Genomic DNA, 20,731 nt, shown 5'->3' on the forward strand with positions numbered 1-20,731 from the left:
GACGATGTTTGGGGTAGACGAGCCTGCCCATGAGCGGCTCACCCTGACCGACGTACTGCACGCGCTCAGCGACCCAACTCGACTCGCCGTCGTCGCGCAGCTGGAACGAGTGGGCGAGATGTCATGTGGCTGCCTCGAGGTCACCGTGGCCAAATCAACGTTGTCACAGCACCTGCGCGTGCTGCGGGAGGCCGGAGTCACGCACACGAGACCCGACGGCAACCAGCGGTGGTTGTCCGTGCGCCGTGACGCGTTGGACAGCCAGTTCCCGAATCTGCTGGACGCGGTTCTCGCCGCCCACGCCCGTGCGGCGGCGTTCGTTTCCTGAACTGCGGATACGGCTCTTACCGGCGAGGCGCGTTGCCACGTGGGTTGGTCACCCTTAGTCTGCGCCAAGACCGGACGACAAGGAGCTAGGTCGGCATGTCGACATTCGAGTCAGCGGCGCAGCCATTCGGCGTGCCGGGGCACGCCTCGGCTCCGCCTGACCCACCAGCGTCCACGCCAGTGCCTTATCCCGTTCCCCAACCGTCACCACAGCCGTCACCGCAGCAGCAACAGCCATACCAACCGCAGGAGCGCCCGCCAGTCAGTGCGGCACCGGCAGTGCGCCCCACTGAGGATCCCTTGAGTCTCCCCGCGAAACCAGCGACAGATGCCGAAGAAGACGACCCGTCGACCGGTCCGGACGGATCGATCGGCCCGACCGGGCGACCGAAGCGGCACATCCCCGAACCGGCCATGCTCGAACGGCACGGCCCGGCGAAGGTGCTGGCGATCTGCAACCAGAAGGGCGGCGTCGGCAAGACCACGTCGGCGATCAACCTCGGCGCGGCGCTGACCGAGTTCGGCCGCCGCGTGCTGCTGGTGGACTTCGACCCGCAGGGCGCGTTGTCGGTCGGCCTCGGCATCCCGGCGCACCAGCTGGACCAGACGATCTACAACGTGCTGATCGAGCGCGGCCCCAACCTCGACGAAGTGGTCATCCGCACCACGGTCGAGGACATGGACCTGCTGCCGAGCAACATCGACCTGTCCGCGGCCGAGGTGCAGCTCGTCGCGGAGGTCGGCCGTGAGCACGCGCTGCTGCGCACGCTGCGCCCGGTGATCGACAAGTACGACTACATCCTGGTGGACTGCCAGCCCTCGCTGGGGCTGCTGACCGTGAACGCGCTGGCGGCGGCCGACGGCGTGCTGATCCCGCTCGAGTGCGAGTATTTCAGCATGCGTGGCGCCGCACTGCTGATGGACACGATCCAGAAGGTCCAGGAGAGGCTGAACCCGAGGCTGGAGATCACCGGCATTCTCGCGACCATGTTCGACCCCCGTACGCTGCACTCACGCGAGGTGATGGCCCGCGTTGTGGAGAGGTTCGGGGATATCGTGTTCGACACCGTGATCAACAGGACTGTGCGCTTCCCGGAGACGACCGTCGCCGGTGAGCCGATCACGCGCTGGGCGCCGCGGTCGGCCGGTGCGAAGGCCTACCGCGCGCTTGCTCGCGAGGTGATCGCCAGGTGACCCGCCGCGCCCCATTGCCGGGTGCGGCCGAGCTCTTCCGTCCGACGACGCCACCGAAGCCGGAACCCCGGCAGACCGTGGTCAGGGGTGGCTCGCCGCGCCAGAAACACGACACCAAGATCACGGTCTACGTGTCCGACGAAGAACTGCTCGCGCTGGAGCACGCCCGTCTGGCGTTGCGCGCCAAGCACGGGCTGGCGGTCGACCGCGGCCGGGTGGTGCGTGAGGCGATCGCCGTGCTGCTGGCCGATCTCGACGAGTACGGCGAGGAGTCACTCCTGGTGCGCAGGCTCCGCCAGGAAAACGGGCAGTGACGACCGAGTTGGACAGCGAAAGCCCGCCGGAACCAGCGACGCCCGAACCCGAACCGGCCCAGGACGCGGCTGTCGCCGAGGCGCCCGCGCAGGCGCCGGAGGCCGCACCGGCCGGGGCACCGAAGTTCACGGTGAAGCTGTCGAACTTCGAAGGCCCGTTCGACCTGCTGCTGCAGTTGATCTCGCAGCACGAGATGGACGTGACCGAGGTCGCGCTGCACCGCGTGACCGACGACTTCATCGCCTACATCAGGGCGATGGGCAAGGACTTCGACCTCGACGAGACCACGGAGTTCCTCGTGGTCGCGGCGACGCTGCTGGACCTGAAGGCGGCCCGGTTGCTGCCCGCCGGCGACGTGGAGGACGAGGACGACCTCGCGCTGCTCGAAGCCCGTGACCTGCTCTTCGCCAGGCTGCTGCAGTACCGCGCGTACAAGCAGGTCGCGGCGCTGTTCGCGGAGCTCGAAGCCACCGCGCTGCGGCGCTACCCGAGGTCGGTCGCGCTGGAGGACCGGTACACCTCGCTGCTGCCCGAGGTGATGCTCGGGGTGTCACCGGAGAAGTTCGCCGAGATAGCGGCGACGGTGTTCCGCCCGAAGCCACCGCCGACGGTGTCACTGGCCCACGTGCACATGCGCCAGGTCTCGGTCAAGGAAACCGCCGGGATCCTCCGGATCATGCTGGCGCAGGCGGGGACGCTGACCTTCGCCGAGCTGACCGCCGACTGCGCGGAGATCGTGGACAAGGTCGCCCGTTTCCTCGGCCTGCTCGAGCTGTACCGCGAAGCGGTGGTGTTGTTCGAACAGGACGAGCCGCTGAGCGAACTGCGCGTGAAATGGACCGGCGGCAGTGTCGAGGAGGCCAAGGCAGCGGCCGAGGCGGCCAAGACCTCCGCAGAGGAAGAGGAGTACGGGTGAGCACGCCCGAGCAGGACACGGCAGGCAAACCGGACCAGGACGCCCCTGCGCCCGAGGAGGCCGCGCCCCCGGCGGACACCGAGCCGACCGACCCGGCCCAACCCACCACCGGATCAGCCACCACCGAGGACGAAGCCGCCGTCGACGAACGGCCGGATGCCGCCGCCACTGACGGGGCCGAGTCCTCGTCTGCCGCTGCCGATGCGCAGCCGGATGCCGCTGATGACCAGGCCGGCCAGGAGCCCGTGGCCGACGCCGAACCATCCCCGGACGCGCCCGCCACGCTTCCCCTGGACATCCCCACCGGCCAGGCCGACGACTCGGACGAGGACGACTCGGACGGCGCCCCGTCCCGCTTTCCCAACCTCACCGAGGACGAAGCCCTCCACTCGGCGCTCGAAGCCCTGCTGCTCGTCGTCGACTCGCCCGCCGAAGTCGAAGACCTCGCCGACGCGCTCAGCCAGCCCGTGAAGCGCGTCCGCGCCGCTCTCAAGACCATGGCCGCCCAGTACCATGAGCAGAACCGGGGCATCGACCTGCGGGATGTGGGTGGCGGCTGGCGGTTCTACACCCGGGACAAGTACGCGCCGTTCGTCGAGAAGCTGCTGCACGACGGCCAGCGGGCCAAGCTGACCCGTGCCGCGCTCGAGTCGCTCGCGGTCATCGCGTACCGTCAGCCGGTCACGCGAGCGCGGGTTGCCGCCGTGCGTGGCGTTAACGTTGATGGTGTCATCCGTACCTTGCTTGTGCGTGGTCTCATCGAGGAGACCGGCACGGACAAGGACACGGGTGGCATCCTTTACCGGACTACCGAGCTGTTCCTGGAGCGGTTGGGCCTGTCCTCACTCGAGGACCTGCCGCCCATCGCCCCCCTGTTGCCCGAAGTGGATGCGATCGACGATGTCTGAAAGCCCGGAAGGTGTCCGGCTGCAGAAGGTGCTCTCCAAGGCCGGAGTCGCGAGCAGGCGCGCGGCCGAGGACCTGATCGCCGAGGGCCGGGTCAGTGTCGACGGCGAGGTCGTGCGCGAGTTCGGCCGCCGGGTCGACCCGCGCAACGCCGTGATCCACGTGGACGGTGTCCGCGTCGTGCTCAGCGAGGACCTGGTGTACCTCGCGTTCAACAAGCCCCTCGGTGTGCACACCACGATGACCGACGACCGCGGCCGCCCGTGCGTCGGCGACTACGTGCACAAGTACGAGCGCAACGCCAACGCTGGGCTCTTCCACGTCGGCCGCCTCGACGCCGACACCGAAGGCCTGCTCCTGCTGACCAACGACGGCGACCTCGGCCACCGGCTGACGCACCCGTCGTACGAGGTGCCCAAGACCTACGTGGCCGAGGTGCCGGGACCGATCGGCCGGGACCTCGGCAAGCAGCTCAAGGAAGGCGTGGAACTCGACGACGGCTGGGTGCGGGCGGACGCCTTCCGGCTCGTCGACTCGATGCCCGGCAAGGCGATGGTCGAGATCGTCCTGCACGAGGGCCGCAACCGGATCGTGCGGCGGATGCTCGACCGCGTCGGCCACCCCGTGGACCGGCTGGTGCGCACGGCGTTCGGTGACATCCGGCTCGGCAACCAGCGTCCCGGCACGATGCGGGCGTTGAACCGCAACGAGATCGGCGCCCTGTACTCCGCTGTGGGCCTGTGAACCGTCCGTACACGATCCTCAGCGCCGCGATGTCGGTCGACGGCTACATCGACGACGCGAGCGGCGAGCGGCTCGTCCTGTCCGGTGACGAGGACTGGGACCGGGTGGACGAGCTGCGCGCGAGCGTGGACGCGATCCTGGTGGGCGCCAACACGATCCGCAAGGACAACCCGCGCCTGCGGGTGCGGTCCGCGGAGCGCCGCGCGGACCGCGTGGCGCGTGGACTGCCCGAGAACCCGTTGCGTGTCAGCCTCACGGCGTCCGGTGGGCTCGGCAAGGACGCCGAGTTCTTCAGCGACGACAACTTCGTCGTGTACGGGCCACCGGCCGTCCCGCTGTCCATAGTGGTCGAAGACCTCGCCGGGCGTGGTGTGCGCAGGCTGATGGTCGAAGGTGGAAGCGCTGTGCACACAGCGTTTCTGACGCAGAACCTGGCCGACGAGGTGTGGCTCGCGGTCGCCCCGATCTTCGTCGGTGACAGCCGCGCACCTCGATTCGTCCAAGATGGACAGTTCGGCGCCGGTCGCATGGTGCTCGGTGACGTCCGGCGGGCTGGGGACGTGACCGTCATGCGGATGTTCCCGGACGCGGATCGGTACTGGCTGCGGGTGTGCGTCGAGGAGTCACGCAAATGCCCGCCGTCGGAGACCGCTTTCCCGGTCGGCGCGGTGATAGTCGGAGCCGACGGTACCGAGATCGCCCGCGGCTACTCCCGGGAGACCGATCCGACGGCGCACGCGGAGGAGGAGGCGCTGGCGAAAGTCACTCCCGGTGATCCCCGGCTGGCGACCGCGACCATCTACAGCTCGCTGGAACCGTGCAGCACGCGCAAGTCGCGCCCGCGCAGCTGTGCACAGTGGATCATCGGCGCGGGCATCCCGCGTGCGGTGTTCGGGTTGCGTGAGCCGAGCCGGTTCGTGGTCGGCAAAGGCTTCGAGATGCTCACCGCGGCGGGAGTGACCGTTGTGGAGCGACCAGACGTCGCGCCGGAAGTCAAGCAAGTCAGTACTTTGTATGGTTAGGAGTGCACAAGGTACTCGGACTGGATGACCCGGGATTTTCCGGTACTACTCCATTCGAGTGACAGCATGGTCTAGACCCTTGCTTCCTACGTGGTCTAAACCACATGGTTTTTGGCATCGCTCCGCTCCCTGCCGCTTTGAGGAGACTGATGTCCAAGCTTCGATGGCACCACGCCGCGGCCTTGGTGGCCACGTCGGCAGCGGTGGTGCTCGGCCTCGCCGTCGCGCCCGCAGCAGGCGCAGGCGGCGTCTCGGCCACGTTCAGCAAGGGTTCCGACTGGGGAACCGGGTACGAGGGCAAGTACACGATCAAGAACGGCGGCACCACCGCCCGTACATCGTGGACGATCGAGTTCGACCTGCCCGCCGGGCACAAGCTTTCCGGCCTCTGGGACGGCAGCTACACCGCCAGCGGCCAGCGCGTGACCGTGAAGAACACCTGGAACGGCAGCATCGCGCCGGGTGCGTCGGTCAGCTTCGGCTTCAACGTCGGCTACAGCGGCGCGTTCACCGCGCCGACCGGCTGCAAGCTCGACGGCGGCTCCTGTGACGCCACCGGGGAACCGCCGACCACCACACCGCCGACGACCCCTCCGACCACGACGCCGCCAACCACGAACCCGCCCGCGCCGGACGGCAAGATCAGCCTCGGCTACTTCGCGCAGTGGGGCGTCTACGGCCGCAACTACCACGTGAAGAACATCGTCACGAGCGGTTCGGCGTCCAAGCTCACGCACATCAACTACGCCTTCGGCAACGTGACCAACGGCCAGTGCGTGCTCGGCGACACCTACGCCGACTACGACCGCGCGTACACCGCCGCCGACAGCGTCGACGGCGTCGCGGACACCTGGGACACGGGCGCGCTGCGCGGCAGCTTCGGCCAGTTGCGCAAGCTGAAGAAGCAGTTCCCGCACATCAAGGTGCTGTTCTCGTTCGGCGGCTGGACCTGGTCCGGCGGCTTCGGCCAGGCCGCGCAGAACGCGGCCGCGTTCGCCGACTCGTGCTACAAGCTGGTCGAGGACCCGCGCTGGGCGGACGTGTTCGACGGCATCGACATCGACTGGGAGTACCCGAACGCGTGCGGCCTTACCTGTGACAGCAGCGGGTTCTCGTCGTTCAAGACCCTGTCGCAGGCCCTGCGCACCCGGTTCGGCCAGGACTACCTGGTGACCGCCGCGATCACGGCGGACGGCTCGAACGGCGGCAAGATCGACGCGGCCGACTACGGCGGCGCGGCGCAGTTCCTCAACTGGTACAACGTGATGACGTACGACTACTTCGGCGCGTTCAACGCCAAGGGCCCGACGGCGCCGCACTCGCCGCTGACGTCGTACGACGGAATCCCGCAGCAGGGCTTCAACTCCGACGCGGCGATCCAGAAGCTCAAGAGCAAGGGCGTGCCGGCGAGCAAACTGCTGCTCGGCATCGGCTTCTACGGCCGCGGCTGGACAGGCGTGACCCAGAGCGCGCCCGGCGGCTCGGCGACCGGCGCGGCCCCGGCGACCTACGAGGCGGGAATCGAGGACTACAAGGTCCTCAAGTCCAAGTGCCCCGTGACGGGAACAGTCGCCGGAACCGCGTACGCCCACTGCGGCAGCGAATGGTGGAGCTACGACACCCCCGCCACGATCGGCGGGAAGATGACGTACACCAAGAACCAGGGTCTCGGCGGAGCGTTCTTCTGGGAACTGTCCGGCGACACCACCAACGGTGAGCTCATCACGGCCCTGCGCGGCGGATTGAACTAGAAAGACTTGCGGCCCCGGGAGCTTGCCTGCGAACGAGCCTCCGGGGTCGCAACCCCACCACACAACGCCGCCTGGATCACGACGGCAGCGCGACCAGGATCTTCTGGATCGCCGCGGTCGCCGTGGTCTGGGCGGCGGTGCTCAGTTCGGTGGGGGATTCCTTGCCCTCACGGGTCTCCGCCAGGTCGATCGGTTTGATCACCTGGACCGCGAGCCCGTTGCTGGCGGCGAACGCATTCGCCTGCCCGTACGAAACACCAGTGCCGCACGTCGGTTTTCCGAAGTCCGGCGGCGGCACCAACAAGCCCTTCTCGTTCGTCTTCCAATCAGCGCCCGGCGCCGGGACCAGCACCGACTTGGTGATGACTGTCAAGGTCGAGCCGTCCATCACGACGGTGGTGGCGACGTCGCTGTGGCAGGTGTGGAGCTTGCCCTGCGGAGTCAGTACCTGGGTGACTTTGCGGGGCTGACAGGCCTGCGCGATCCGGGCCAGGTCGTCCAGCAAGGTGTCCGGCGCCGGATAGATCGCGTAGAAGATGTCCAGACGGCCGGCCGTCAACTGGGCGGGCGCTTTCAGGGCGACAGTTCTGCCACGTTCGCCGGATGTCCGCACGTGCGCGGTGCTCCGCAGCTCGCAAGGCGCGATGGGACTGGGCCCCACTTCGGTGAACGACTCGCCGACTGCCTCGCGGGCCACCGCGGAGATCCTGGCCAGATCGGGTCCGGGCGGTGGCGCCGGTGGTCGCGGTGCCTGCGTGCAAGCTGTCACCAGACCGAGCAGGTTGCCGAGCGCTGCGACGACGACCACGAACCGCCAGGGTGCGAGATGGTGCGACATGCCGCGCACGGTAGCCGCGCCGTCGTTGCGCACGGACCGTTTCCCGTACTGTTCGACCAGGTCAGGACGGTCGCGATCAATCCCCGTTCCGGCCCGGTCCGGGGCCGGGAAATCCCGGCGAGCCTGTCCCGCGGCCCCACTAAACTCCGCTGATGGCCGATCAGGATCCGCGGGCTGCTTTCGCCGAGGCACTCACCCGGCTCCGCCGTCGCGTGCCCGATGTGTCGGACGAAGACTTGGCCAGGCGCGCCAGCGCGCTACCCCTTCCCTCCGGCCGCCTGGTCGGCATCAACGCGCGGCGACTCGGTGAATGGCTGAACGGACAGGCGGTTCCACGTCAGTTCGACCCGATCATGGCTGTCGTCAGCGTGATCGAGAAAGCCGTCGGCGGACCGCCCGCTGCCAGCCAGTTGCAGCGCCTGTGGCGGGCCGCGCAGAAACAGCCCGCCCACCCGCGGCAAGCCATGGTCCTCGGCCGGCCACCCGGTGACGCCGCCGCGTTGCAGCACCGGCACCGACTCGCGACGGCGGTCGACGAAGCGATCGCGGACAGCGCGATCGAACGGATCCTGCTCACCGGGGCAGGCGGAGTGGGCAAGTCGCAGCTCGCGTCCGCGGCGTTCCACCGTGCCCGTGACACCGCGGCGGTGCTGCTCTGGGTGTCGGCGGCCACCCGGCAGTCGGTGTTGTCGGGCTATGCCCGTGCCTGGCGTGCCAGAGCGAACAGCACAGCCACCGGCGACACGGGCTGGGACGATGAAACGCAGGCGGACCTTTTCGTCGCGTGGTTGCGGGCGACCACGAACCGCTGGCTCATCGTGCTCGACGACGTCGACGACCCGGCGGAACTTTCCGGCCTGTGGCCCGTCGGCGCTGCGGGAACGTGCGTCATGACCAGCAGACGGCGGGACGCGGCACTGTTGCGCCCCGGGACCAAGGTGATCCCGGTCGGGATGTTCACACCGGACGAAGCCACCACCTACCTGTCCGAACGGCTTTCGCCCGCCGGTCGACCGTCCGCAGCGGATGTCGTGGCATTGGCGGACGCGTTGGGACACTTCCCACTCGCACTGGCACAAGCAGCGGCGTTCCTGATCGACACGGGCATGAGCGTGGCGTCCTACACGCGGTTGCTGGCCGACCAGAAGGAAAGCGTGGCGGATCTGCTGCCGTCTTCCTCGCCGGCCGACGAACACGGCGGCACGGTCGTGAGCACAGTGCAGCTCGCGTTGGAACGTGCGGAATCGCTTGCGCCTGCGGCACGTCCGATGCTCGAGCTGATCTCGGTGCTGGCAACGGAAGGTATCCCCGAGGCCGTCCTGTTCAGCCCGTCGGCGCGGCGGTGGCTCGGCGAGGAGCGGAATCGGTCGGCATTGCTGGGGTTGCGCGCGTTGCACCGGCTCAACCTGGTGACCCATGACGGCCATGTCGAGGTGCACGCCCTGGTTCAGCGGACCGTGCGTCAACTCGTCGCGGAAGAACGGCGGGACGCGCTCGCGGTGGCCGCCGCCGACGCGGTCGAGGAAGCGTGGGAGGTGCCAGAGAACCCCGCGGTGTTGTACCGCAACGCGGAGGTCCTGCACGGGATCGCCGGAACCAGGTTGTGGGACAACGGCATGCACCCGATGTTGCGGCGGCTCAGCCAGCACCTCGCGGCGACCGGTCGCGCGGACGCCGCGCGGCAAACCGCCACAGTGCTGCTCGGCCAAGCACGCGAACACCGGGATGTGTTGTTCCTCCGCGGCCAGATCGCAGCGGCCACAGGGGATCTCGGCAACCACGCGGAGGCGGCGCGTTCGTTGTGCGAGATCCACGCCGCCGCGCAGGAACGCCTCGGCCGCGCCGACATCGACACGCTGACTCTGCGCTGGCTCGAAGCGCACTACCGGTCCGAGTCCGGGATGTTCGAGTCCGCCGCCACGGACCTCGCCGCCTTCATCAGCGACGAACAGGACTCGCTCGGGAGCACGCATTCCCTCATTGTCGACGCGCGAGACGACTTGGCGCTGTGCCTGGGGCTCTCCGGCGACGTCGTGGGCGCGCGGGACACGTACGCGCGACTCGAACGGGAGTTGAGACGCGAACTGGGACCGCTGCACCCCACGACATTACGAGCGCTGAGCGGCCTGGGCCGTTGGATCGGTGAGGCAGGCGACGCTGACGCGGCCGTGGCGACGTACGACAAAGCAGTGCGCGACCTGGAGCAGGTTCTCGGCCGCCTGCACCACGAAACCCTCATCGCCCGGCACAATCTCGCGTACTGGCGCAGCCTCGCGGGCGACGTCGGATCGGCGATCGCCGAGTTCGCGACGGCCGCGCAGGACGCGCAGCTGGGTCTGGGCGCCGACCACCCCACCACGTTGACGTACCGCCTCAACTTGGCTTTCTGGCGGGGGATCGCCGGTGCGACCGACCGGGCGCTGGCGGAGCTCAACTCGCTGCGCGAGCCGGTGGTGACGGTCTTCGGCGCCGAGCACCCACGTACGCTGCGCTTCCGGCAGCAGTACGCGGACATCCTCTACCGATCCGGCGACAAGGCGGAAGCGGAGGCACAGATGAAGAGTCTGGTCGAGGAAATGGTGAAGGTGCAGGGCGCCAACAACCCCCGCACTCTGCAAGCTGCGGATCTGCTCAGCGAATGGATCGGCGCGCCGCCGGGTGCGTGAGCCCACCGCCACCCCCGTGAGGGAGTCCACCGTGAAACCCATGAGTGAGCCCACCATCAAACCCCGCCATCAGGGGATCCCTTGTTTTCACGTTATCGCGGGGGTCTGACAGTTTCGACTTCGACGCGGTCAGTCCTCGTGCAGCGCGGCGCTCAGCTCGTCCGCGTCCGGCAGCCCCAAATCCTTGTACAGAGCCAAAGCCGTCTCCCAATGAGTACGTGCCGCCGACCCGTCACCCAGATCGTGGTGGGCCTGCCCAAGGCCGTTGTGCGCGCGTGCCAGCTCCGAGCGCGACCCGGTTTCCTCGCTCAAGGCCACAGCCTTGTGGTGCAAGGTCAACGCCTCGGCCGGATCCGACGCGATCCGAGCGGTCTCGCCCAGGCTGTTGAGCACCTCGATCTCGAACGTCCGGTTCGCCGACCGGTGCGCGAGCTCCAACGCCTGCATCAGGTGGTCACGTGCCTGCTCGAACCGCCCGAGCCGGGCCAGCAGCCTGCCGAGGTTGTCCAGCGCGTGACCTTGCAGGTACGGCGGCTCCTCGGTCCTCGCGATGTCCAGCGCGTGCTGGTAGTGGTGGATCGCGGCCTCGTAGTCGCCCAGTTCGGCCAGCTCGATGCCGAGGTTGTCCAACGCGAACACCTCGAGCACACCGGTCTGGGTCTCCCGGCCGATCTGAGCGGCCTGCCGGTACAACGACATCGCCGTGTCCTGGCGCCGGAACCACGAGTGCGTCACGCCGATGCTGATCAGCGCGTGGCCCTCCAGCTGCCGCGCGCCCGTGTCCCGGAAGATCGCGAGCGCTTGTTCGTGGTGCTCCACGGCCTCGGAGAAACGCCCCAAGCGCTCAAGGCACATACCCAAGTTGGACAGCGCTTGTCCTTCAAGCACACGTTCACCACTGGCGCGCGCTGCGGCGACGGCACGGTTGTGCAGCGTAAGGGCCTCGTCGTGGTGACCGCGGATGTACAGGAAGCGCCAGATGAGCGCGGACAGCAGGCTTGTGAACCTGCCGTCTTGGACCGCAAGTAGGTTCGTGCGCTCCGACTCCAGCCAATCAGTGGCGTCGTCGTAGCAGGTCAGCGTAGGTATCGGCGTCGTCGACGGCGGGACTGTCGCGCGGCGGTGCCGCTCTTGCGGGGCGATCAAGTTCATCGCGACCGCCGCCGCGTGCAAGTAGTAATCGTGCAGCCGGACCGTCGCCGACTCGTCCGACGCCAGCTGTGCGGCGTAGGCCCTGAGCAGGTCGTGCATCCGGTACCGGCCAGGGCTCGGCTGCTGCAGCAGGTGAACGTCCAGCAAGCCCTCGAGCAGGCGATCCGCCTCCGGCAACGAGATGTCGCCGAGCGCCGCCGCGGGGTGGACGTCGAAATCCGGGCCGGGAATCAGCCCGAGCAGGCGGAACATCCGCTGGTGGGCCGCGTCCAGGTGCTCGTAGGACAGGCTGAACGCGGTCGCCACACTTCGGTCCTCAGCCTGCAGCTCGGCCAGTTTCCGCTGGTCACGCAGCCGCCCGGCCAAGTGGGCGACCATCCACCTCGGCCGGTGCCGCAGCCGCGCGGCCGCCAGCCGGATCGCCAGCGGCAGATAACCGCACAGCCGGAGCACTTCCTCCACCGCGCCCGGCTCGGCCAGCCGGCGCTCGTCACCGATGATTCTCCCGAACAGCGCCACGGCGTCCCGCGGCGCCAAAACGTCCAGCGACAACACCCGCGCGTCGTCCAGCCCCGCCAAGCGCTGCCTGCTGGTGATCAACACGAAGCACGCGGACGTCCCCGGCAACAGCGGCCGTACCTGCGCGGTGTCCGCCGCGTTGTCCAGCACGATCAGCATCCGGCGGCCGGATAATCGGGTACGCCACAGCGCGGCCCGTTCGTCCACGTCGTCGGGGATCGCCGAGACGCCGATCGCGCGCAGCAGCTTGTCCAACGCGGCCGCTGGGGTGAGCGGCGTGCTGCCCGGCGTGTACGCGTGCAGGTCGAGAAACAGCTGACCGTCCGGGTACTGCGGTGCGAGCTGGTGCGCCAGCCGGACGGCCAACGCCGTCTTGCCGACACCCGCCATACCGTCAATGGCCGTCACACCGTCCGGGTCGGCGAGCAGATAACGCAGTTCCGTGCCCCGGCCGGTGAACTGGCTGACGTCACGCGGCAGCTCGAACCGGGCCGCGGGCACGGCACCGCTGTTGGTCAGGATCTCCTGGCGGATCTTGGTCAGCTCCGGGCTCGGGTCGATGCCCAGCTGGGCGGCCAGCGCCCGGCGCGTCTCGTCGTAGACCGCGAGCGCACCCGACTGCCTGCCGGACTGGTGCAGGGCCAGCATGAGCTGACCGGCCAGCCGCTCGTCCAACGGGAACTCCGCGGCCCGCGCGGTCAGCTGCGGGACCTGGTCGACATTCAGCTCGAGATCGTTGCGGTCGAGCTCGGCGGCGAGCCGTTCGCGGTTGAGCGTCTCGCGGACACCCGCCAGCCACGGCGTGTCCAGGTCGGCGAAGGCCTCGCCGCGCCACAGCGCCAGCGCGCCGTCGAACAGCCGCACGTCCCCGGCCTCCCGCGCCTGGTCGACCAGACGGCGGAACCGGTGCAGGTCCACGTCGTCCGGGTCGACCGTGAGCACGTAACCACCGGATCGACGGGTGAAGCCGACACCGGGCAGCGCCTGGCGCAGCCGGGAGATGTAGCTGTAGAGCGATTCCCGTGCCCGGATGGGCACGCGCTCGTCCCACACCCGGTCAAGCAGCTGGTCGACTTGCACCACCTGGTTCGCCTCAACCAGAAGTGTGACAAGGACACAGCGTTGCCGGGCATGCCCGAGGTCGACCGGTTCGCCGTTGAGCCGCGCCTCGATCTCACCTAAGAGCCGGAACTCGATCACCGTGTCGTGAACCCATTCAAGGTCTGTTCAAGGTTTCTCCATGATGGCACGGACACACTCGCGGCACTGGGGAAACGGGGGGAGGGACGAGCCCTCGCGAGGCGGCACTCGCGAGGGTTTGTCCGTGCGAGTGGTCCGGCGCGGCGCTGTGCGGTTAGCTGGAATCCATGCGAGTGCTCGTGATCGGTGATGGGATCGTCGGAGCGGTGACGGCGTACCGGTTGGCCGCCGAAGGCGCGGAAGTCCTGGTGGTCGACGCGGGCCACGCGGGACAGGCGACCGCGGCGGGCGCGGGAATCGTGTGGCCGTGGCCGATGGGGAAGCCCTCGCTGGGCACCGAGGACTTCTGGTGGGCCGCCGCGGCGCAGTACCCGGTGCTGCTTCGTCAACTCGCCGAGGACGGCGAACCTGACCCTGGCTACTCGCGAGTCGGTGGTATCACGGTCACCGAGGACGAGAGCGGACTGGACGGCATGGCCGCGGCGATCCGGAGCCTGCGCGAGCGCGATCCGTCCGTCGGGGACATCGAGACACTGCCGGTCGGCGAGCCCGCGAAGAGATTTCCGGTACTGAGTAACGAACTAGCGGGATTGTTCGTCGGCGGTGCGGCGCGAGTGGACGGCCGGGTGATGCGGGATTCGTTGCTGCGCGCGGCCGAACGCCACGGAGCGCGCCGGATACACGGCGAGGCCAAGCTGGTGACAGCGTTGTCACGAGTGACCGGAGTGGAAGTCAACGGCGAAGTCATCGGCGCGCACGCCATTGTCGTCGCCGCGGGCGCATGGACGGCCACGCTGTGTCAGGCGATCGGTGTCGACGTACCCGTGCAACCACAACGCGGCCAGATCGCCCACCTCGAGCTGTCCGGAGTGGACACGTCCGGCTGGCCCGTGATCCGCACGACGAGCGACCACTACCTGCTGGCGTTCCCCGGCGGCAAAGTCGTGGCCGGCGCCACCAGGGAAACCGGCAGCGGATTCGACCACCGGCAGACGGCGGCGGGCGTGCACAGGATCCTCGCCGACGCGCTGCGCGTGGCGCCAGGACTGGCCGATGCCGCATTGAGCGAGGTCAGGATCGGATTCCGCCCGCTGAGCACCAGCGGCGACCCGACGATCACGGCACCGGCGGACGGCCTCGTGATCGCGACCGGCCTCGGCCCGAGCGGCCTCACCCTCGCGCCGCTGATGGGCACCGTCGCCGCGGACCTGGCACTCGGCCGTCAGAACTCCTTGGCCAGCAGCGAGACGAGATAAGTACCGCCCTTGGTGCGCTGCTGCCCGACCTCGACGAAGCCGATCCGCTCGTGGAAACGCAGACTGCCCGGATTCGGCGGCTCGAGATTGACCTCACACAGCACACGGGGGATCCCGTGCTCGGCGGCGTACTCGCCGATCAGGTCGTACAGCTTGGCGCCGATGCCGCGGTTGCGCGCCCCGTCGGCGACCACGATCCGGTCGACGTAGACGAACTGGTCGTAACGCTCGCTGAAGAAGCGGTAGTTCTCGCTGGCGTAGCCGACGCCTGGCGGCAACGTGAGCACGAAACCGAGCAGCGTGCCGCCCTCCTCCAGCGCCACCGTGAAACCGGACATCTCGATCAACTCGGCGAGTTCGGCCTCCGTGGCCTCGTTGACGTTGGGCACCGCGGCGTTGTTCATCGCCAGGACCAACTCGGCATCAGTGGGTTTGAGCAGCACGCTGTCCATACCCGGATCCTGGCACATGTCCGGCGAAAACGTTTGCAGCCGGTCCTGGCCGCTCGCTCCAAGTGCGGCCAGGCAGAATAGAGGGTTGAAACGGTCAGGCGACGAAAGGGCGACACGTGGCACTGGGTGATTTGCGTGGGGTGATCGCGCTCGACGGCCCCGCCGGCACCGGCAAGTCCACCGTGGCACGCCGGCTGGCCAGCACGTTGCGGGCCGCGTACCTGGACACCGGCGCGATGTACCGGGCTGTGACGCTCGCTGTGCTGCGCGGCGGTGGTGACCCGGCCGAGGTCGCCAAGTCGTCGGGCGTGCAGATGGGGACCAACCCCGAGGACCCGACCGTCCTGCTGGACGGCGCCGACGTCTCGGCCGAGATCCGCGGGCCGGAGGTCACGCTGGCCGTGTCCGAGGTGTCGGCGGTCGCCGAGGTCCGGCGGATCCTCGTCGACCAGCAGCGCGCGATCATCGCCGCCGCGGTGTCCGCGCAGGGCGGGATCGTCGTCGAGGGACGTGACATCGGCACGGCCGTGGCGCCGGACGCCGACCTGAAGGTGTACCTCACGGCGTCCGCGGACGCCCGCGCCCAGCGCCGGACCCGTCAGGACGAGGCCGCCGGGCGGGCCGCGAACCTCGAGGAGACGCTCGCGGACGTGCGCCGCCGTGACGACTACGACTCGTCCCGCGCGGTGTCGCCGATGCGCAAGGCGGACGACGCGATCGAACTGGACACCACCGACCTCGACCTGGCAGGCGTGCTCACCTCGCTGCTGGACCTCGTCGATGGCAGGGAACTGCGGCCCCGCCAGGTGGTGGGCAGGTGAGCAAGGCGCCCGACCTGCCGGAGGACGCGATACCGTGGATGCACGAGTTCGGCAGGCTGATCGGCCGGTACCTCTACGTACCGGCGTTCCGCTTCCGCGTGCACAACATGGACCGCTTCCCGCGTACCGGCCCCGTCGTGCTGGTGGCCAACCACAGCTCGATGATCGAACCGCAGGTGCTGTTCGGAATAGTGCCGCGGCGGTCGGTGTTCCTGGTCAAAGGCGAGCTGTTCAAGGGGATAGCCGGCCGCGGTCTGCGCGCGATCGGGCAACTGGCGATCCGCAGGGGAGAGGCGGACCGCAAACCGCTGCTCGCCGCCGTGCGGGTGCTGCGCGGTGGTGGTGTGATCGGCGTGTTCCCCGAAGGAACCCGAGGCGAAGGTGACGTGTTGAACGCCGAGCAGGGTGCCGCGTGGCTCGTGCGGCAGTCCGGCGCGCTCGTGCAACCGGTGGCCGTGCGCGGGACCCGGCGGCCCGAAGGCTCGGGGCGGCGCTTGCGGCCGGTGGTGGACATCCTGGTCGGCAAGCCCTTCGAGCTGACCGTCGGACCTGGCCGTTCCGGCCTCGTGGCCGGAACCGAACAGATCAGGACCGCACTGGCGGACCTGGTCGGTGAACTGGATCGAATGCGAGACTTGCGATGACTGAGCTGGACGGTACCTGGGTCGATGAGTCCGAATGGGACATCACCTCGGGGACCGATGGAGAAGCGGAGGGCGTGACGGCCCAGCCCGTGCTCGCAGTGGTGGGCAGGCCGAACGTCGGGAAGTCGACGCTGGTCAACCGCATACTGGGACGCAGGGAAGCCGTCGTGCAGGACGTGCCGGGGGTGACCCGAGACCGGGTGGCCTACGACGCGTTGTGGAACGGCAGGAAGTTCACGGTGCTCGACACCGGGGGCTGGGAGCCGGACGCGGCGGGATTGCAGAAAGCCGTTGCGGCCCAAGCGGAATACGCGATGTCCACAGCGGACGCGATCCTGCTCGTGGTCGACACGTCGGTGGGGGCGACGGCGACGGAGGAAGCGGCGGCGAAGATCCTGCGCCGCTCGAAGCAGCCGGTGCTCGTCGTGGCGAACAAAGTGGACGACGACAGGCTCTACGCGGACGCGATGGCGCTGTGGAACCTGGGACTGGGCGAGCCCTTCCCGGTGAGCGCGCTGCACGGCAGGAACTCCGGTGACCTGCTGGACAAGATCCTGGAGGTGCTGCCGGAAACCCCGCGCGACGACTTCAACCGCGCGGGGGGGCCGAGGCGAGTGGCCCTGGTCGGCAAACCGAACGTGGGCAAGTCCTCGCTGCTGAACAAGCTGACGGGCGAAGACCGCGCGGTAGTGGACTCGGTGGCGGGGACGACGGTGGACCCCGTCGACTCGATGGTGCGCCTGGACGACGAAGTCTGGCGGTTCGTGGACACCGCGGGCCTGCGCAAACGCGTGAACACCGCAAGCGGCGCGGAGTACTACGCCTCGCTGAGGACAAGGGCGGCGATCGACGCGGCGGAGGTCGCGATCGTGCTGCTGGACGCCTCGACCCCGATCAGCGAGCAGGACCTGCGAGTCCTGACGATGGTGGTCGAATCAGGCAGGGCCTGCGTGATCGCGATGAACAAGTGGGACCTGGTGGACGAGGACCGACGCCACCAGCTGGTCAGGGAACTGGAGCGAGGCCTGGTCCGGATCCCCTGGGCAGAACGCGTGAACATCTCAGCCCTGACCGGCCGATCCGTGCACAAGCTGGCCCCCCACCTGCGAACAGCCCTGAAGTCCTGGGACACGAGGGTGTCGACAGGGCAGCTGAACTCCTGGCTGAGTGATCTGATCGCGGCGACCCCACCGCCGGTGCGAAGCGGGAAGCAGCCGAAGGTCCTGTTCGCCACGCAGGCCCAGGCCCGGCCCCCGACACTGGTGCTGTTCACCACGGGCTTCCTGGAGGCGAGCTACCGGCGCTTCATCGAACGCAAGTTCCGCGAGGAGTTCGGCTTCGTCGGCAGCCCCGTGCGCCTGTCGGTGAGGGTGCGCGAGAAGCGCAAGAAGTAACCCGGTGCAGGCCCCCGGGGGACGTGCGCTAAGCTACTCCTCGCACCCGGGAAACCGGATGCGGCCGGGACGTGGCGCAGTTTGGTAGCGCACTTGACTGGGGGTCAAGGGGTCGCAGGTTCAAATCCTGTCGTCCCGACGGTCGAAGTATGGCGAAAGCCCAGGTCAGGGCCTTGGATCACTACGGTGAGACAAGGCCCTGACTGCGTTTTAAGGGCCGCTATCTCACAATTTCTCACGAACGCTTGTACTGCTTCTCAGCCGAGCAACTCGTCCAGTTGGTTTGCGGCTTCTTTCAGGTGCTCGGCGTTGGGGTGGATGTAGACCCGCTTGGTGAAGCTCAGGTCAGCGTGTCCCGCCCAAGCGCTGACAATGACGTCGGGGACGCCAGAGGTGGCCAGATAGGTCAGGCAGGCGTGCCGGGCGTCGTAAGGCCGGACCTTCCGGACCTTCGCCTGGGCCATCAGCTTGTAGATCGCCCGTCTGAACTTGTCCGTCTTCCATGCCGCACCCAGCTCGTCGACGAGCACAAATCCTGAACGGTCGTAGGCGTCGCCTGCCTTCATCGCCTCGCGTGCCTGGCGGGCTTTGATGGCCTTCAAAGCGGCGTGCAGCGGCTTGGGCAGTGGCAACCTGCGTTTGCCCTTCTCGGACTTCGGCCCTTTCTCCTCGATTTCGCCGTCGACGAGCGTCCGGGTGAGCTCCACGGACAACGTCGCGGCTTCGAGATCGACGGCTGACCAGCGGAGTCCGCACACTTCGGCCGGGCGCATCCCGATCAGTGAAAGCAGGACCGGGGCGTGCAGTCTGTGGTCCCGGATCGCGGCGAGGAACTGCCTCACCTCCGTCTCACTCCAGGGCACTCGCTCAGCTGCAGCCGCTTCTGCTTTCCGGCGTGCCTCGCGGGGAATCTGGGTGTACTGGGCGACGTTGCGCACGACCAACTTTCGTCGCACCGCGATGTTCAGCGCGGCCCTGAAGCGGCCGAGAGTCAGCTGGACCGACCGGACGCCGAGTCCACTGCCGACTTTGCCGCCGCGCTTGCGACCGGAAGTGAGCATCCAGCTCACCAGGCCGTCCACGTCTTCTTCGCTGAGTTGTTGAAGGCGCCGATGGCCAAGTCGTTCCCGCACTGGCAGAAGCGCGTCGGCGTAGTTCGAGGCCGTGGCTTTCTCGACATCGATCGTCGCCGACGTCAGCCAGGTGTCGAGCCACTCCGCAACGGTTATCTTGTCCGGCCCGACGAACGTTCCCTCGTCGGTCTGGTGCTTGATCTTCGCGTACTCGGCGCGGGCTTCCTTCCGAGTGTCGTAGGTCTTGGTCAGCTGCTTGCGCTTGCCGTCGGGATCACGCCCGACGTCGATCACGAACCGGTACCTGATGGTCCCGTCTTTCAGCTCGATCTTCTTGATCGGATCCCCCATGATTCCCCTTGGCGATCAGTCCCCCTCGGTCTCGCCCAGAGGGGGAAGAATTCCCAGCTCGCGAGCTCGGCGGATGTACCGAGCGACTTGCGTGCGTGAACGGTTCATGACGTTGGCGACCGCCACAGCGGGCGCCCTGTTGCCCCTGGCCACGGCTTCCGCGTAGATCAATGCGGCGCGTCGAGCATCGTCATCAGCTTGCGTGCGAGTGCGTTGATCTGCGCTCGGTGCGGCATCGTTGCGGTCCGTTGGTTGCACAGCGCCAGGCGGGAGCGTGGCGAGCCATTCCTCTCGCGTGGAGGCCGGCACCGTGGCTTCCTCCACCGCCCGCTGCACGAGTTGGTCGATGAGGATCTGCCTCATCACCGACGTCGTGACTGGAGTCTTGGTGCTCGCTTGGACCTTTACTGAGATCGCGACGGGGCGAAGGTCAGCCCCGACAAACACCTCGAGGACCACGCCCGCCAGTGGATTCTCCAGTTGGAAGTTGGCCTGGAAGCGGTTCGGTATCGCGGTGTTCGGCCCCGTGGACAGATAGCCGCGGGGCGCCAGTTCGTCGATGGTGACCCAGGCGATCTCGAAGTTCTTCGGCAGGCGAGGCACGGCAGAACGATACGACCTCCCTCATCGTCAGTGACCGGACGACTACAAGCTATGTCATCGTGGTGGCATAGTCAATGTCTTTGAGTCTATCGTGCATGGCATGGCTATCGGGGGAATGGCTCTGGCGGAGCGATCCGCAGAGCTTCGTGAATGGATCAGGACCGGGAGGGCGCGTCAGCTACGCGTCGTTGCCGGTCTCAGTCAGGCGCTGGTCGCCCAGGACTGTGAGGTCACGGCGTCCACTGTGCACCGGTGGGAAACAGGTGATCGGTTGCCTCGCGGACGCAACATCTTTGCGTACCACAGCCTCCTGGCTCGCCTGGTCGAGCGCGAGCGGCTGGGGGAGCGCGATGACTAGACGACAGCCCAAGAAGCGCCCGACCTTGGCGGAGATCAAAGCAGAGTGGCCGCCGACCGTCGATGTGCCGACAGCTGGAGAGGCTTTCGGCCTGAGTCGCAGCTACTCCTACGAACTCGTTGCACGCGGAGAGTTTCCCGCACGAGTGGACAGGTTCGGGAGCCGTTACGTCGCCTACACCGAGTCGATCATCCGCAAACTATCGGCAACGGACTGACGCGATGGCCAC

The 20,731-nt window shown here is 68.1% G+C and carries 20 protein-coding genes and 1 tRNA gene; 16 read left to right on the forward strand and 5 right to left on the reverse strand.

Annotated features, from left to right (window positions below):
* Nucleotides 1-4: 4 nt before the first annotated feature.
* The 8 genes from AOZ06_RS15660 (at nt 5) to AOZ06_RS15695 (ending at nt 7,175) form a co-directional block, all read left to right on the forward strand.
* Nucleotides 5-328, forward strand: a complete 324-nt coding sequence (locus tag AOZ06_RS15660) for an ArsR/SmtB family transcription factor (RefSeq protein WP_054296674.1) — start codon at nt 5-7, stop codon at nt 326-328.
* Between the two features lie 368 nt (nt 329-696).
* Nucleotides 697-1,521 carry a ParA family protein gene (locus AOZ06_RS15665; protein WP_417999966.1) on the forward strand — a complete coding sequence of 275 codons (825 nt, stop codon included), beginning with the start codon at nt 697-699 and terminating at the stop codon, nt 1,519-1,521.
* On the forward strand, nt 1,518-1,835 hold the full coding sequence (locus tag AOZ06_RS15670; RefSeq protein WP_054290065.1) for a hypothetical protein: 318 nt from the start codon (nt 1,518-1,520) through the stop codon (nt 1,833-1,835). The genes AOZ06_RS15665 and AOZ06_RS15670 overlap by 4 nt, the downstream gene beginning before the upstream one ends.
* Before the next feature lie 8 nt (nt 1,836-1,843).
* Nucleotides 1,844-2,752: a segregation and condensation protein A gene (locus tag AOZ06_RS15675; RefSeq protein WP_083472640.1), complete on the forward strand. Its 909-nt coding sequence runs from the start codon at nt 1,844-1,846 to the stop codon at nt 2,750-2,752.
* Nucleotides 2,749-3,660 carry an SMC-Scp complex subunit ScpB gene (gene scpB, locus AOZ06_RS15680; RefSeq protein ID WP_054290067.1) on the forward strand — a complete coding sequence of 304 codons (912 nt, stop codon included), beginning with the start codon at nt 2,749-2,751 and terminating at the stop codon, nt 3,658-3,660. The genes AOZ06_RS15675 and scpB overlap by 4 nt, the downstream gene beginning before the upstream one ends.
* Nucleotides 3,653-4,402, forward strand: a complete 750-nt coding sequence (locus AOZ06_RS15685) for a pseudouridine synthase (protein WP_054290068.1) — start codon at nt 3,653-3,655, stop codon at nt 4,400-4,402. Before scpB ends, AOZ06_RS15685 begins: the two co-directional genes overlap by 8 nt.
* Nucleotides 4,399-5,424 (forward strand): dihydrofolate reductase family protein, encoded by a 1,026-nt coding sequence (locus AOZ06_RS15690; protein ID WP_157233032.1) that lies wholly within the window; start codon nt 4,399-4,401, stop codon nt 5,422-5,424. Before AOZ06_RS15685 ends, AOZ06_RS15690 begins: the two co-directional genes overlap by 4 nt.
* 149 nt (nt 5,425-5,573) lie before the next feature.
* Entirely contained in the window at nt 5,574-7,175 is a 1,602-nt protein-coding gene (locus AOZ06_RS15695) for a glycosyl hydrolase family 18 protein (protein WP_054290069.1), read from the forward strand.
* Between the two features lie 76 nt (nt 7,176-7,251).
* On the opposite strand, the gene AOZ06_RS15700 is transcribed toward AOZ06_RS15695, so the two are convergent.
* On the reverse strand, nt 7,252-8,013 hold the full coding sequence (locus tag AOZ06_RS15700; RefSeq protein WP_157233033.1) for a hypothetical protein: 762 nt from the start codon (nt 8,011-8,013) through the stop codon (nt 7,252-7,254).
* 152 nt (nt 8,014-8,165) lie between these two features.
* On the opposite strand from AOZ06_RS15700, the gene AOZ06_RS15705 reads away from it, so the two are divergent.
* Nucleotides 8,166-10,679: a tetratricopeptide repeat protein gene (locus tag AOZ06_RS15705; protein ID WP_054290071.1), complete on the forward strand. Its 2,514-nt coding sequence runs from the start codon at nt 8,166-8,168 to the stop codon at nt 10,677-10,679.
* Between the two features lie 129 nt (nt 10,680-10,808).
* On the opposite strand, the gene AOZ06_RS15710 is transcribed toward AOZ06_RS15705, so the two are convergent.
* A complete protein-coding gene (locus tag AOZ06_RS15710; protein ID WP_063810040.1) occupies nt 10,809-13,550 on the reverse strand; it encodes an AfsR/SARP family transcriptional regulator in 2,742 nt (913 codons plus the stop codon).
* Nucleotides 13,551-13,717: 167 nt separating this feature from the next.
* Between AOZ06_RS15710 and AOZ06_RS15715 the strand changes: the two genes are divergently transcribed.
* A complete protein-coding gene (locus tag AOZ06_RS15715) occupies nt 13,718-14,806 on the forward strand; it encodes an NAD(P)/FAD-dependent oxidoreductase (RefSeq protein ID WP_054290072.1) in 1,089 nt (362 codons plus the stop codon).
* Here the strand turns inward: AOZ06_RS15715 and AOZ06_RS15720 are convergent.
* On the reverse strand, nt 14,773-15,258 hold the full coding sequence (locus tag AOZ06_RS15720) for a GNAT family N-acetyltransferase (RefSeq protein ID WP_063810041.1): 486 nt from the start codon (nt 15,256-15,258) through the stop codon (nt 14,773-14,775). The two genes, AOZ06_RS15715 and AOZ06_RS15720, sit on opposite strands and share 34 nt — an antisense overlap.
* Before the next feature lie 116 nt (nt 15,259-15,374).
* On the opposite strand from AOZ06_RS15720, the gene cmk reads away from it, so the two are divergent.
* The 4 genes from cmk (at nt 15,375) to AOZ06_RS15740 (ending at nt 18,256) form a co-directional block, all read left to right on the forward strand.
* Nucleotides 15,375-16,079, forward strand: coding sequence for a (d)CMP kinase (gene cmk / locus AOZ06_RS15725; RefSeq protein ID WP_054290073.1), 705 nt, complete (start codon nt 15,375-15,377; stop codon nt 16,077-16,079).
* 38 nt (nt 16,080-16,117) lie between these two features.
* Complete coding sequence (locus AOZ06_RS15730) at nt 16,118-16,723, forward strand: lysophospholipid acyltransferase family protein (RefSeq protein WP_054296678.1); 606 nt, start codon at nt 16,118-16,120, stop codon at nt 16,721-16,723.
* Nucleotides 16,720-18,117, forward strand: a complete 1,398-nt coding sequence (gene der, locus AOZ06_RS15735) for a ribosome biogenesis GTPase Der (RefSeq protein WP_054290074.1) — start codon at nt 16,720-16,722, stop codon at nt 18,115-18,117. Before AOZ06_RS15730 ends, der begins: the two co-directional genes overlap by 4 nt.
* 65 nt (nt 18,118-18,182) lie before the next feature.
* Nucleotides 18,183-18,256: transfer RNA gene (locus AOZ06_RS15740), tRNA-Pro, on the forward strand.
* A gap of 118 nt (nt 18,257-18,374) precedes the next feature.
* Here the strand turns inward: AOZ06_RS15740 and AOZ06_RS15745 are convergent.
* Both AOZ06_RS15745 and AOZ06_RS15750 read right to left on the reverse strand, forming a co-directional pair.
* Entirely contained in the window at nt 18,375-19,541 is a 1,167-nt protein-coding gene (locus AOZ06_RS15745; protein WP_054290075.1) for a tyrosine-type recombinase/integrase, read from the reverse strand.
* Nucleotides 19,542-19,556: 15 nt separating this feature from the next.
* Nucleotides 19,557-20,144, reverse strand: a complete 588-nt coding sequence (locus AOZ06_RS15750) for a hypothetical protein (RefSeq protein ID WP_054290076.1) — start codon at nt 20,142-20,144, stop codon at nt 19,557-19,559.
* A 115-nt stretch (nt 20,145-20,259) separates the two neighbouring features.
* Here AOZ06_RS15750 and AOZ06_RS62050 point away from each other — a divergent pair, with 115 nt between their 5' ends.
* Entirely contained in the window at nt 20,260-20,502 is a 243-nt protein-coding gene (locus tag AOZ06_RS62050) for a helix-turn-helix domain-containing protein (RefSeq protein ID WP_225955291.1), read from the forward strand.
* Complete coding sequence (locus tag AOZ06_RS53905) at nt 20,495-20,719, forward strand: helix-turn-helix transcriptional regulator (protein WP_083471711.1); 225 nt, start codon at nt 20,495-20,497, stop codon at nt 20,717-20,719. The genes AOZ06_RS62050 and AOZ06_RS53905 overlap by 8 nt, the downstream gene beginning before the upstream one ends.
* Nucleotides 20,720-20,731 lie beyond the last annotated feature (12 nt).

The organism is Kibdelosporangium phytohabitans (assembly GCF_001302585.1).
GTDB lineage: Bacteria > Actinomycetota > Actinomycetes > Mycobacteriales > Pseudonocardiaceae > Kibdelosporangium > Kibdelosporangium phytohabitans.